Origin of the sequence: Acinetobacter calcoaceticus, from assembly GCF_016508255.1 — a bacterium.
Lineage (GTDB): Bacteria > Pseudomonadota > Gammaproteobacteria > Pseudomonadales > Moraxellaceae > Acinetobacter > Acinetobacter calcoaceticus_E.
This window is the reverse complement of the sequence record NZ_JADVKT010000001.1, coordinates 49,450-62,280: the sequence shown is the minus strand read 5'-3', so window position 1 is coordinate 62,280 and position 12,831 is coordinate 49,450. Positions and strand designations below refer to the sequence as shown.

General features: G+C 36.7%; 12 protein-coding genes. 3 read left to right on the top strand and 9 right to left on the bottom strand.

The genetic code is table 11. The features are described 5' to 3' along the window. Window positions 1–10 precede the first annotated feature (10 nt). From I5515_RS00305 to I5515_RS00290, 4 genes are all read right to left on the bottom strand, one after another. Window positions 11–1,729 carry a fructose-specific PTS transporter subunit EIIC gene (locus I5515_RS00305; protein WP_199964221.1) on the bottom strand — a complete coding sequence of 573 codons (1,719 nt, stop codon included), beginning with the start codon at window positions 1,727–1,729 and terminating at the stop codon, window positions 11–13. After that, window positions 1,716–2,663 (bottom strand): 1-phosphofructokinase, encoded by a 948-nt coding sequence (gene pfkB, locus I5515_RS00300; protein WP_199964220.1) that lies wholly within the window; start codon window positions 2,661–2,663, stop codon window positions 1,716–1,718. Before pfkB ends, I5515_RS00305 begins: the two co-directional genes overlap by 14 nt. 15 nt (window positions 2,664–2,678) lie before the next feature. Beyond that, on the bottom strand, window positions 2,679–5,534 hold the full coding sequence (gene ptsP, locus I5515_RS00295) for a phosphoenolpyruvate--protein phosphotransferase (RefSeq protein ID WP_199964219.1): 2,856 nt from the start codon (window positions 5,532–5,534) through the stop codon (window positions 2,679–2,681). 320 nt (window positions 5,535–5,854) lie between these two features. Further along, window positions 5,855–6,715 carry an alpha/beta fold hydrolase gene (locus I5515_RS00290; RefSeq protein WP_199964218.1) on the bottom strand — a complete coding sequence of 287 codons (861 nt, stop codon included), beginning with the start codon at window positions 6,713–6,715 and terminating at the stop codon, window positions 5,855–5,857. A 141-nt stretch (window positions 6,716–6,856) separates the two neighbouring features. Between I5515_RS00290 and I5515_RS00285 the strand changes: the two genes are divergently transcribed. Next, on the top strand, window positions 6,857–7,312 hold the full coding sequence (locus I5515_RS00285) for a hypothetical protein (protein ID WP_199964217.1): 456 nt from the start codon (window positions 6,857–6,859) through the stop codon (window positions 7,310–7,312). Window positions 7,313–7,351: 39 nt separating this feature from the next. Here the strand turns inward: I5515_RS00285 and I5515_RS00280 are convergent, their stop codons facing one another. The 3 genes from I5515_RS00280 to brnQ form a co-directional block, all read right to left on the bottom strand. After that, on the bottom strand, window positions 7,352–7,594 hold the full coding sequence (locus I5515_RS00280; protein ID WP_016137912.1) for a hypothetical protein: 243 nt from the start codon (window positions 7,592–7,594) through the stop codon (window positions 7,352–7,354). Between the two features lie 266 nt (window positions 7,595–7,860). Next, window positions 7,861–8,280 carry a GlcG/HbpS family heme-binding protein gene (locus tag I5515_RS00275; protein ID WP_199964216.1) on the bottom strand — a complete coding sequence of 140 codons (420 nt, stop codon included), beginning with the start codon at window positions 8,278–8,280 and terminating at the stop codon, window positions 7,861–7,863. 191 nt (window positions 8,281–8,471) lie between these two features. Next, on the bottom strand, window positions 8,472–9,773 hold the full coding sequence (brnQ, locus tag I5515_RS00270) for a branched-chain amino acid transport system II carrier protein (protein WP_199964215.1): 1,302 nt from the start codon (window positions 9,771–9,773) through the stop codon (window positions 8,472–8,474). Between the two features lie 351 nt (window positions 9,774–10,124). Here brnQ and map point away from each other — a divergent pair, with 351 nt between their 5' ends. After that, a complete protein-coding gene (gene map / locus I5515_RS00265) occupies window positions 10,125–10,919 on the top strand; it encodes a type I methionyl aminopeptidase (protein ID WP_199964214.1) in 795 nt (264 codons plus the stop codon). Between the two features lie 42 nt (window positions 10,920–10,961). On the opposite strand, the gene I5515_RS00260 is transcribed toward map, so the two are convergent. Continuing rightward, complete coding sequence (locus I5515_RS00260) at window positions 10,962–11,861, bottom strand: LysR family transcriptional regulator (RefSeq protein ID WP_199964213.1); 900 nt, start codon at window positions 11,859–11,861, stop codon at window positions 10,962–10,964. Between the two features lie 244 nt (window positions 11,862–12,105). On the opposite strand from I5515_RS00260, the gene I5515_RS00255 reads away from it, so the two are divergent. Further along, a complete protein-coding gene (locus I5515_RS00255; RefSeq protein ID WP_199964212.1) occupies window positions 12,106–12,429 on the top strand; it encodes a hypothetical protein in 324 nt (107 codons plus the stop codon). A gap of 47 nt (window positions 12,430–12,476) precedes the next feature. On the opposite strand, the gene grxD is transcribed toward I5515_RS00255, so the two are convergent. Next, a complete protein-coding gene (grxD, locus tag I5515_RS00250; protein ID WP_005306190.1) occupies window positions 12,477–12,818 on the bottom strand; it encodes a Grx4 family monothiol glutaredoxin in 342 nt (113 codons plus the stop codon). Between the last annotated feature and the right edge of the window lie 13 nt (window positions 12,819–12,831).

Sequence of the window (12,831 nt, the reverse complement as noted above, 5' to 3'; positions counted from 1 at the left end):
CCTTTTTTAATTATGCAGTAGTCACAATTTTTTCTTCTACTTTTTTCTTAACAATGGCATAGCTTATTCCTGTAACGATACTACCTGCTGCAATTGCAGCGAGATATAGCCACGCATGATTAATTGCATTTGGAATTAAAAGAACAAATACACCGCCGTGAGGAGTAACTAACTCGCAGTGGAATAAGGCCACAAGTGCTCCAGTCACAGCTCCACCTAAAATACAGGTCGGAATAACACGCATTGGGTCTTTAGCTGCAAAAGGAATTGCACCCTCTGAAATAAAACATAAACCTAATACAAAAGCGGCTTTACCTGCATCTTTCTCTCCTATACTAAATTTATTTTTAGCCACAAAAGTTGCAATAGCCATACCAATAGCAGGGACCATACCGCCCGCCATTGTTGCTGCCATTGGCATATAGGTATTTGTTGTGAGTAATCCGACAGTAAAAGCGTAGGCTGCCTTATTGATTGGGCCGCCTAAATCAATGCACATCATGCTTGCTAATATAATTCCCATTAACACAGCATTTGTTGTACCCATATTATTTAGGAAGTCTTTCATTAGCTCGAAAATATGTGCTACAGGTTGTCCAACCACGTAGAACATAATGAGACCAACAAATAAAGTGCCTAATAAAGGAATAATTAAAATCGGTTTAAGGGCTTCTAAACTTGTAGGAAGTTTGAGTTTTTTTGCAATAAAAAGAGCGATATAACCAGCAAGAAAACCTGAAACAATACCGCCTAAAAAACCTGCTTGTAATTGAGAGGCCAGTAAACCACCAATTAAACCAGGTGCAAGACCGGGGCGATCGGCAATTGAGTAGGCTATATAACCCGATAACATCGGGACCATGAGCATAAATGCTGCCGCCCCAATTTGTTTCAATATAGCTGGTAAACTTCCGGCTTGCTCAGCAGCATTTAGACCAAAGCATAAGGAGAGGGCAATTAAAAGACCTCCAGCTACAACCATCGGTAACATATAAGAAACACCTGTTAAAAGATGTTTATATACGCCAACTTTTTCGGTTTTATCCTTGTTCTCGGCTGATGTTTGTTGCTTACCTTGTTCTAAAACTTGTGCATTGCTGATTGCTTCAGCAAAGATTTTTTCTGTTTGCTTTAATGCAAAACCAGTGCCGCATCGATAGACGCGCTTACCCACAAAACGGTCTGTGTTAACTTCAATATCAGTAGCAAGAATCACGATGTCCGCTTCAGCAATGGTTTGGGCTGATAAAATATTTTTTGCACCAACGGAACCTTGTGTTTCTACTTCAATTTCATATCCAAGTCTTTCTGCACCTTGTTGTAGCGCTTCGGCAGCCATAAAGGTGTGTGCAACCCCAGTAGGACATGCAGTGATTGCTACGAATTTAGTGACTGTGCTTGCAGTTGGTTTATTATCATTTTGCCAATCTTGAGCAGGCTTAAAATGATCTAAGGCAGTTTGGAAAGCTGAATGAGCATCATGTTTGATCTCTTCAATGCTAACTAATGATAAAGGGTGTGTACCAAAAACTTTAAGGTCTTTTGGGCGTTGTCCAACAACAATGACTTGATCCAAGTTTTCATTTGCTTCGAATTCATCAAGCGAAATAATGTTATTGGGATAACCCTGTTGGGATGCGACTTGTGCAAGTTTACGAGCCAAAATCAAAGCATTGACTTGCTGTTGCGGACTATTAATGACTAATAATAAATGTTTAGCAGTTAGCATCAGATTCACTCAATGAATTGATTGTAGTTTGGGCTTTTAATTGACTTAGCTTTTCAGTATTTGGAATCCGAAAGCCAATTTGTGTTACAGCATGGCTCGCAATTGCCGTAGCCGTTTTTAATGTTTCTTCGGGAGAGAAGTTATTTATTAGGCCATGAATCATACCGGCTAAAAGAGAATCGCCCGCACCAACAGTACTTTTAACGATCACTTTAGGGGCTTGAGCATGTAGGGGGTGTGTTTCATGTAGCCAATTTACACCGTCTTCACCCATCGAAATAACCACATGCTCAATTTTAGCTAAGTTATCAAAAAGCTTTTTTTGTTCAGTATAAGTCGTGGCAGGTAGCTGATAACTTTCTACTAACTCATCGGTATTTGGTTTAATCATCCATGGCTGGCACTCAATTGCAGCGACCAGTGCTTTACCACTTGTATCGAGAGCAACTTTTTTCCCTTGCTCTTGAATGAGTTTAATAAGTTGCTGTAACTCATGGACACTAAAACCTTGCGGAAGACTCCCAGCAATAGCAACCACATCGGCCTGCGGCAAAATCATTTCGATTTTTTGAAATAGATTCTTTTTGTCTTGTTCTGAAACTAAGAAACCTTTTCCATTTAAATCCGTCATACGTCCAGAATGTTCAGCAATTTTTATATTTTGGCGAGTTTCACCTTCAATATAAATAAACTCAGGTTGGAATTGAGCTTCCTTAAAATGCTTATCAAAAATCTGTCTGTTAGTTGTTCCGAGAAAACCAGAAACAATAACCTCATGCCCCAAATCTTTTAAAACTTGTGCAATATTTAAGCCTTTGCCTGCTGCATGTACTTCTACAGATTCTTGGCGATTTACTTCACCGACCTGTAACTCATTGAGTTGTATAGTTACATCAATTGCAGGATTTAAAGTAATTGTTAAAACTTTAGCCATTACTGTTCCTAATCTTTACATTTTTTGTTCGGATAACTGGCGTACAGCAGGGGCACTATCACATTCGAGTGCACGCTGTGCAAGCACTTGAGCCTGACTGTAATTCAGTGTGCGAATTTGTGCTTTTACCAAAGGAATACTATTTGGAGACATACTGAGCTCATCTACGCCTAATCCCATAAGGATTGGGACAGCTTTGGGGTCGGCTGCCAGTTCACCACAGATACCTACCCATTTGCCATGTTTATGTGCAGCTTTTACAGTGTGATCAATCAATTGCAAAATGCTTGGATGTAGGCCATCTGCTTCAGCCGAGAGGATGGGGTGACCACGGTCAATAGCTAAAGTATATTGAGTTAAGTCATTTGTTCCTATGCTGAAAAAGTCCACTTCTTGAGCAAGAATAGGGGCAAGTAAAGCTGCTGAAGGAACTTCTATCATAATACCAACTTGTAAGTTGGCGCATGAATATGTAGTTTTTACTTCATCAAGAATGGCTTTAGCAGCACGCCATTCCTCTACACGACCAATCATTGGAAACATGATGCGTAAAGGGCGACCATCGGCGGCTTTAAGCAAAGCGGTAAGTTGTTGACGTAACAGCTCTGGCTGTCTTAGTGTCAAACGAATACCTCTTAGACCTAAAAATGGATTTTCCTCTTCAGCAATTGGAAGGTAAGGGAGAGGTTTATCACCTCCAACATCTAAAGTACGCACTACAAGTGGACGACCAGCAAGAGCATCTAAGACAACACGATAATCTGCTTCTTGAGAAGCTTCATTTGGAGCACTATTATGAGCCATAAAAACAAGCTCAGTTCTAAGTAAGCCAATTGCTTCGGCACCACATTCTACCGCATGGGCTGTAGCTTGAACTTTTCCTAAATTGGCAGCAATTTCGATTTGATGTTGATCTAGAGTAATCGCAGGTTCTTGGCTATGACGTTCAGCTTCTTCACGGATTTTTTGTTGTAGCTCACGTTCCTGTTTTGCTTGTTCGATTTGCTGAGTATTGGGGTTTAATACAAAAGTTCCTGTATCTCCATTAATTAAAAGAGAACTTTTTTGTTCAATATCTAGTACTTGATCGCCAGCACCAACAATTGCGGGAATACCCAAAGCACGTGCAACAATAGCGCTATGGGCACTTGCACCGCCTACAGCTGTCAAAATACCTGCTACACGATCTTTGTTAAGTCGAGCTACATCACTTGGTCCCACATCATACATGATTAGAATATAAGGCTCTTTTGGCTCTTCGATGATAACTTCACCACAGAGTTGAGCTAAAACCCGATCGCCAATATCACGTAAGTCTGTAGCGCGCTCAGCCAGTAAACGGTCTGGTAAAGCTGCTTGCTCTTTAGCTGCTGCTTCAATATGTTCATGCCAAGCAGCAGGAGCAGAAAGGTTTAGGTTAATCTTTTGATAAACACCATTAATCAGATCTGGGTCGTCTAGCATTTCCAAATGTGCTTGGAAGATCTGCTTAATTTCATTAGCTTCAGATTTTGCAATAACTTGGTGAATATTGTTTTTAACTGCGTGAAGTGCAATATCCAGTTTTTCTTTTTCTGCTTTAACACTTAAACCCATACGTTCATATTGATAAACCTTAGGTTTAATGACATGTACAGGTCCAAATGCTAAGCCAGTTGAAGCTGGAATACCGGTATTCGTACTTAGTATTTTTGGCAGTGATTTTACTATTTGGGACGATTGAGCTTCTTTTGTATTTAAAGACTGAATTGGTTCAACTTCTTCGCCTAAGCCTTGTTGCACGGCTTGAATAACTTTATCTAAAGCTTCAACAGCATCTGTTTCTGGCTCAGCAATAAAACGTAAGGTCTGACCGCGTTTACAACCTAATGCGAGTAGACGAGTCAGACTTTTGGCTGAAACAAAATTACCTTCGTCCACTGCGACTTGAATATCGCCTTGAAAAGTTTTTGTTAAGTTCACCAAATGAGTCGCTGGTCTAGCATGTAATCCATGTGCATTGGCTAATACAACTGAACGGTGTGGCCAATCTGGAATAACATCTGCACCAATAATTTTAGCAATTTCATTTGGTGCTTGTGTTTGATCTAGTTGTGCAACTTGTTCTGGATTAAATAAAATATCAATAAGTCGGTTAAATCTTTGACTATCTAACTGCTCATTGGCAGCAATACAGACTAATGTATTTAGTTTTTGCCCACCTACATCTAGAGCATGGCGGGGTTTTACAATACTGATTGCTGGTTGTTGAACAAATTTACTGCTAGAAATAGACCAGATCTGGTCTTGTAACTGGATAACTTGATCCGGATCGAGTGAGCTTAGAAAACCACATTTTACGAAATTGTGTTTTTTTAGAATTTGAGAGGCTGACCACAACAAATCTTCAATATCTTGAGATTCAATTTCAGTTTGAATTAAATTTTCGTGCAGAGTTAAAGATAGGGGTTGAGCTTGTAATAGTTCAATAATTTGCTCAGGTTGAGTCGCATTTTTTACCTGTTCACTTACATCCTGCATTAAAGCTCTAGTTAATATTTGTAGTACTTGTAAATGTTCATCAGACTTTGCTGCAATAACAACAGCTAAATAAATCGTGTTTTCCCCATCCCATATTATTCCTTCAGGGAAGTGAGCTAATCGAATACCTGTTTCTAAAATAAATTCACGAGATTGCGGAGTGCCATGTGGAATTGCAATTCCTTGACCTAAATAGGTAGCACTTTGCTGTTCGCGATTGACGAGTCCTGTTATATATTCAGGTGTAACTAACCCATCTTTTACTAATATATCTACTAGACACTGTAATGCATGCTTTTTATCAACAGCATGTTGATTCATATGAATATGTCGAGGCTCTAGTGCTAGCATATTTATCCTTGAACAATTTCTTTGGTTTTAGCTAAAACAGAAAAAAAGAAGCTGTTTGTATTAAAACAGGTTAGTTTCCCCATTTTTAAACAACAGCTTCAGACAAATTACCATAGCAGAACTTTAAGGCTATATCGACGTATTTACGTAAAAAATGCTTATTTTAAATACAAAGGAATCAATACTTAATATATTTTAATTTCTTATGGTAACTATAAATTTAATAAAATAATTTTATAAAAAGGGGGATAACAATAATAAAAAAACCTCTAAACCGGATTACGGGTATAGAGGCAAAAAGTAAATGATAGAATTTAAAATTAGTATTGAATTTCTTGCTCTAAGAATGACCACAGTTTTTGATGTGACTTTTTAAACATTAACATGTGCCCAATTGATTTGTAGCCAAGTTTTATAGGGTTTAGTTCTAGCATTTTAGTAGATGCATTAGGGTATAAACTTAATAAATCTTCAACGTTATGTTGAGTGGCAATTTCATCGTCACTTGCCCAAATAGAAGTAATAGGGCAAATAATTTCAGTATGAAAGTCATGAAAGATAGTTTTACCAATAGCATTTTTCACATAACCTGGATTGCTGCAAAACTCTTTCCATTGTTGTGCGACTTTTTTAGGCAAGTTCTCACCCATGCCAATAAATTGAGTAGCACCATAACCTTTTAAAGTACTAGAAATTGGAAAGATAACGTTAAACATGACAGGGGCCAAAAACTTGGTTTTACCTTTAAGCCCTTTTACATGGCCAGTAGAACCTGCTACCGCAACAACTTTCGCTACTTTATTAAAATTTGGCACAATTCCTAACAGTTGCCCGCCCGCACTATGGCCAAGTAAAGTAACTTTTTCTGCTTGTGTTTTTTCTAATAAAGTATCAATTGCGCAAGGAATATCAAGCATTCCCCAATCATTAATACTTGCATCACTTTGCTTTAAAGGCCCATGCAATGAATCTCCAATTCCACGGAAATCAAAGCTTAATACGTCGTAACCTTCTTGGCTTAACCATGTAGCAAAAGGATGATAAAAATTTTTAGTAATACCCGTGGCGGGGCAAATCAAAACAGGATTTGCCGATTTTTTTGATTGAGTTGGATAAAATTGTGCAGCAAGTTGATAACCATCTTCACAGGTCATCCAAAATGATTCAAAAGTGTTATCCATAATATTACGTAATGATTAGCTTGTTAATAACTTTAATTTACATGAGTTCTAAAATGATACTTGATTAAAATGTGACTATAAAGTCAGGATTTATGCTATACAGCTCGTTAAATTTTAATAAAACGAATAATTGGGAAAAAGATGGATTTACCAAAAGCTGTACAGTTAGCAATTGTATTTAGTAGCATATTTTTATGGATAGGCATGTTAACAGGGGTGTGGAAATATTGGCAAATACGCCGTTCGGACTTACATCGTGCCCACTATTATGTTGACATCGCTCATCGTAGTAGCTTGCTTTATGCAGCTGCTAGCCTAATTCTTGCTGTATTGAGTTATTTTACTGTTTTAAATGAAAATATTGCTTTATGGTGCGTGTTAGCGAATGTTTTGTTTTTCAGTTTTTCAATATTGGTTTATATCGTACATGGGTATTTAAAGGACACGACAAATCAATTCAAAACACCACATCAGTTAGGTAGATTTAACTTACCTTCATGGTTAATGTCTTTAATGATGGTAGCATTAATTATTACTGAATTATTAGCTACAGCTCTTTTAGTTATTGGAACAATTTTTTTATTTCTGGGTATTTAAAAAATGGATGATCACTCATCCATTTTTTAAATCTTACAATTATTGTTGACTAAGACGTCTTTTAGCTAACTTTCGCATCTTATGATCGACAAAGGCCCACAGACAAAATATGAAAGAAACAACCATCGCATACATAAAGTATTCGGGTTTCAGATTTCCTTTAATCATACCTTGAAACAGTAAAGTCAGCATAAGAGCAAGCGGTGTTACTCCATAAACGACTGAATCTTTGCTGTTCAGAGTGTTAATGAAGACTTGTTTGTTGAAATGTATTGATAACATCTCCATCCCTCCTTGTGGTTGCGCTAAAACCTAATGTTTTAGTCAAGAATAAGTTTTAAGCTTAATGTTGTACTTCTATTTTTAATTCAATTCAATAGCGAATAGAAAATTTTTTGAGCAGTTTTATAAAAACCTCCATGTTTATAAATGCTTAAGGTATTAAAAAAGTAAATATTAAATATTTTTGTGTGAAATACTTATACTCTTAGGAAAGAGAAATTATTTAAATGAAAAGTGGAATAATTTCTCTCTCCTGTCATTTTATTTTAGCTATTTTGCTTTTTAAAAAAGGTATCAATCGCATGTTGAGCAATTTCTGCGTCTTCAAAAGACTGAACACCAGATACACCGATAGCACCTAAAATTTGACCTTCATGAATAATCGGTTTTCCACCTTCTAGCATCCCTTGAGCGCTGGGCATACTTAAGAAACCAAGACGGCCACTTTGTAGAAGTTCTTCGTAAAATTTTGATGGTCTACCTGATATTGAAGAGCATTTTGCTTTTTCTAAGCATAAATGTGAACTTAAAGGAGAGGCGCCATCTAAACGTTTCATGAGTAATAAGGAGCTTGTTTCATCAACAATAGCAATGCTGACTTTAAAGTTGTTTTCAATTGCATATTTTTGAGCTTCTTCCATTAAAAACTCTGCATCTGCTAATGTTAAGTAATATTTAGTTTTCATTGTTGCTCTTCTTTCCTGAGTAAGCTAAAAATTATTTTAGTGTAATTTTACAGTAAAAATTGATTATATATATAGTTGATTTGTCATTGAAAGCTAGTATGGAAATAAAATGCCGGTTGGGTAAACACAGCATTCTATTCAATATATAAAATCATGTTTGGATAAAACTCGATTTCAAGAAAGCCACTAGATTAAATGTTTTTGAATTTAACTTTGTCGATAATAACGGTAATTACAAGAACAACTAAAGATGGGATCAACCAAGCTAAGTTTTGTTCATTTAATGGCAAATGTTGAAGAAATTCAGGTAAATAATCACCGAAACCTGCAACTTTAAGACCATCAACAATACCGAAGATTAAAGCAATACTCGTTACTGAACCGACAATAAAAGAAGGTTTGTGCCAAAATTTCCAAAAGAAGCTCAGCATAATCACCACAATTGCAGGTGGATAGATTGCACTTAAAACGGGTACTGATATTGCAATCAGTTTGGTTAAGCCAAGATTAGAAATAATGAAAGAGAAACCAACTAAAATAAATACTAAAAGCTTGTATGGTAATTTAGTTAACTGAGCAAAGTATTCACCACACGCACAAGTTAAGCCAATTGCTGTAACCATACAGGCTAGAAAAATTAGTCCAGTTAAGAATAATGAACCCATATTTCCAAAGGCATGTTGAACATATGCATGTAAAATTACTGCACCATTTGCTGCATTTGGTGCAACTTCATGGCTACCTAAACCTAATTTGAACAAGCTTAAATAGACTAAAGTAAGACCGGCACCTGAAATAAGGCTGGCGATAATTGCATACTTAGTTACTAGCTTTTTATCCGTTACGCCGCGAGAGTAAATAGCTTGAATAATTACAATACCAAATACGAGTGCGCCTAACGTATCCATGGTGAGATAACCATTTACGAAACCTTCCGAAACTGGACTTGTAACGTAATGGTTAATTGGAGCAGGTACGTAACCAGAAGGTATCATAACTGCTGCAATGCCTAAAATTGCTAAAGCAATAATTTTTAGCGGTGCAAGTACATGTCCAACTGTGTCCAATAACTTGTTTGGGTAAAGTGAAACTATAGTTACAAATGAAAAATAAATTGCGCTATAGATTAAAAGACTGCTACTTGATGTTCCAAAATAAGAAGAAAAACCAATTTCATAAGAAACAGTAGCTGTACGTGGGGTAGCAAATAAAGGGCCAACTGATAAATAACAGACAACAGTTAAAATCAGACTTGCTACTCGACCTAAAGGAGAGCTAATAATTTCAATGGAACCCTGCATACGAGAGAGTGCCATGATGGTAATTACGGGTAAACCAACAGCAGTAATCAAAAAGCCCATAGCAGCTAGCCATACATGATCACCAGCTTGCTGAGCGACGATGGGAGGAAAGATAATATTGCCAGCACCAATAAAAAGGGCAAAGGTCATAAAACCTAAGGCAATAATATCTCCAGTACGAAGATGTTGCATAAATTAAATTTAATAAAAAAGAAGGAATTTTAGAGCAAAAGAGAGCATGATCAAGTGGTATTTTAAGTGAAAAAGCTTTTTTTAGGAGCTTAGAAAACTTTAAGAGATATTAAAAATATCAACTGGTTAAGGTATCTAGTTGAAAAGTCATTGAAAGAAATCATGAAATCATTTTTTATATCTGACTTTTAAAAGAAATTATGCAAAAATAAAAATACAAATTTCTATTATGAATGTTGAATATTTGGGCATTTAAAGCTTCCAGCCTATCCCACATCCATTCTAAAATGTTCTAAATTAACTTAAATTTTTGTAGGTACTGTAAAAGCAGTGTCTACGAGGATAAACTGAATGAGAGCTTCTACTGTTACAATAAAAACTGAGCAAGATCTGGAAAAATTAAGAATTTCTGGGCGCTTGGCTGCGCAAGTTTTAGAAATGATAGGGGCCTATATTAAACCAGGCGTATCTACTGAATATTTAGATAACCTCTGTAATGACTATATTGTAAATAATTTAAAAGTTATTCCAGCTAATGTGGGATATCACGGTTTTACAAAAACGATATGCACTTCAGTAAATGAAGTTGTTTGTCATGGAATACCATCGCCGAATAAAATTTTAAAAGATGGCGATATCATTAATATTGATGTCGCAATTATTAAAGATGGCTATTTTGGTGATACGAGTCGCATGTATTTTGTGGGTAATGTAAACCCACAAGCGAAAAAACTAGTTGATACAACTTATGAAGCGATGGTTGCAGGTATTCATACGGTTAAGCCCGGAGCTACATTGGGCGATATTGGTTATGCTATTCAGTCGGTTGCTCATCGAGAAGGCTATAGCATTGTTCGAGAATATTGTGGACATGGGATTGGTAAGGTTTACCATGAACAACCTAATGTTTTGCACTATGGGCAGCGAGGGCAAGGCTTGGTCTTAAAAAAAGGAATGGTCTTTACCATTGAGCCTATGGTGAATGCTGGTAGACCGCAAGTGAAAGAGTTAAATGATGGATGGACCGTCATTACTCAAGATCTTTCGTTATCTGCTCAATGGGAACATATGGTTGCAGTGACAGATACTGGCTTTGAGCTATTAACACCATGGCCTGAAGGTGTAGGAAATTATCCTGCAATTTGAAAAATATAAAAAAAGTTCGATAAATTATCGAACTTTTTTATTTTAACGCTCAGAAAGATGTTCTACTAAATAATCAATAAATACTCGGACAGCAGGTAGTAATCCTCGTCTTGATGGATATACAGCATGTAATATTCCATGAGGTGCTTTCCAGTCTGGTAAGATTTGTAGAAGTTGTCCAGACTTCAGGAAATCTTCTGCTGCAGTCTCTGGCAATAAGGCGATACCACAGTTCTGACTCGCCAATTGAGCCAACATGTGTATGTTTGTGCCCATTACAATAGGGCTGACTTTGACTTTCTTTTGTTGATTGTCTGGTCCATGCAAAATGAATTGTTGATCAAGATGATCTTCAGACAAACTTAAAATGCGGTGTTCACTCAGTTGCTCTGGATTTTTTATATCCCCAAATTCATTTAAATATGCCTGACTTGCGAATAAACTTTGCTCTATAAGGGCAAACTGTCTAAGAACTAAACTTGGATCATCATCGAGTTTCGAGCGAACTCGTAAGGCGATATCAATCCCTTCATTAATAACATCCACTCGACGGTTACTAACCATCAGTTGCAAACGGATTTCTGGATATTTTTTTAAGAACGCAGGTAGGATTTTTGGAAGTTGATTTTGGGCAATATCAACAGGCACACTGACCTTCACCACGCCTCTAGGTTGAATACTTAAATGATCCACCAAATCATGAGCAGCTTGTGCAGCATTCATCATAACTTGAGCATGTCTATAAATATCCATCCCAATATCTGTAACAGCAAAATGACGAGAGCTACGTTGGATTAAGCGAACGCCTAAGTTTTCTTCTAAGCTGTACACACGGCGACTTAATTTTGATTTTGGTATATCCGTTACACGCTCTGCAGCACTAAAGCCACCATGCTCAACAACGAGAGCAAAACAATAAAAATCATCAAGATCAGTGAGCATTAAAATATCCTATTTCTGCAACAACCATGAGTTTACATTATTATTTTTGCAACGATAATTCTTATGCTAAATTTTTTTGTAAGTAGGTGATAAAAGCACTATTTAATTATTAGAGGTGAATTTGAAATTATATTGTAATTACTTTGTAATTTTTATGTACGTATTTTAACTACTTTCCCGATTGTCTATAGAACTATTAATCAATTTCTTCTAAACTATAATTTTTCTCTACTTTTCAAATCTAATGCCATATCAATTAATAGAACTTAACGATGCCTCTGCAAATATTGAGTGTCCCTTTTGCAAACAAGCGATAATTGACTGGGCGCAAGAACAATATGTTCAGCCATGTGAGCATACTTTATTTATTGCTATGGATTTAGGATTCGAATTTGTTGCGGATCGATTTGAAGAGTGTATGAACCAGAGTGTGGATGAGTTACACGAAGATCCAAATATGAATATTTTTGAAGCTCTAACGACAACAAGCTATGAAAATTTGATTGTTTTTAAATCTGATTTAGGTATGGAAGGTTTATTTCGCTATGTTGGAGTGAGCGATCTTTAAAATTGAGAGCATAAAAAAGCCAATCTATTGATTGGCTTTTTTATTATTTACGCTTCTGGTGCTGCGCTATATTGTTCAACTAATGGTTTTAATTCACCATTTTGGAACATTTCAAGCATGATATCGCTACCGCCAATAAGTTCGCCATTTACCCAAAGTTGCGGGAATGTAGGCCAATTCGCAATTGCTGGTAAGGTTGCACGAATATCAGGATTTTCCAAAATATTTACATATGCAAATGGACGACCAATTTGACTGAGCGCCTCTACAGCACGTGCAGAGAAACCACATTGTGGAAACTGTGGAGTGCCTTTCATGTAAAGTAAAACGGGATGCTTCGCAATTTGATCGCGGATTAACGCTTCAGTATCACGTGCTTGTTCAGTCATAAATAGATCCTCA

Excerpts from the sequence above, each read along its gene's own strand:
- I5515_RS00305 (WP_199964221.1), bottom strand. The coding sequence starts at position 1,729 with ATGCTAACTGCTAAACATTTATTATTAGTCATTAATAGTCCGCAACAG.
- pfkB (WP_199964220.1), bottom strand. The coding sequence starts at position 2,663 with ATGGCTAAAGTTTTAACAATTACTTTAAATCCTGCAATTGATGTAACT.
- ptsP (WP_199964219.1), bottom strand. The coding sequence starts at position 5,534 with ATGCTAGCACTAGAGCCTCGACATATTCATATGAATCAACATGCTGTT.
- I5515_RS00290 (WP_199964218.1), bottom strand. The coding sequence starts at position 6,715 with ATGGATAACACTTTTGAATCATTTTGGATGACCTGTGAAGATGGTTAT.
- I5515_RS00285 (WP_199964217.1), top strand. The coding sequence starts at position 6,857 with ATGGATTTACCAAAAGCTGTACAGTTAGCAATTGTATTTAGTAGCATA.
- I5515_RS00280 (WP_016137912.1), bottom strand. The coding sequence starts at position 7,594 with ATGTTATCAATACATTTCAACAAACAAGTCTTCATTAACACTCTGAAC.
- I5515_RS00275 (WP_199964216.1), bottom strand. The coding sequence starts at position 8,280 with ATGAAAACTAAATATTACTTAACATTAGCAGATGCAGAGTTTTTAATG.
- brnQ (WP_199964215.1), bottom strand. The coding sequence starts at position 9,773 with ATGCAACATCTTCGTACTGGAGATATTATTGCCTTAGGTTTTATGACC.
- map (WP_199964214.1), top strand. The coding sequence starts at position 10,125 with ATGAGAGCTTCTACTGTTACAATAAAAACTGAGCAAGATCTGGAAAAA.
- I5515_RS00260 (WP_199964213.1), bottom strand. The coding sequence starts at position 11,861 with ATGCTCACTGATCTTGATGATTTTTATTGTTTTGCTCTCGTTGTTGAG.
- I5515_RS00255 (WP_199964212.1), top strand. The coding sequence starts at position 12,106 with ATGCCATATCAATTAATAGAACTTAACGATGCCTCTGCAAATATTGAG.
- grxD (WP_005306190.1), bottom strand. The coding sequence starts at position 12,818 with ATGACTGAACAAGCACGTGATACTGAAGCGTTAATCCGCGATCAAATT.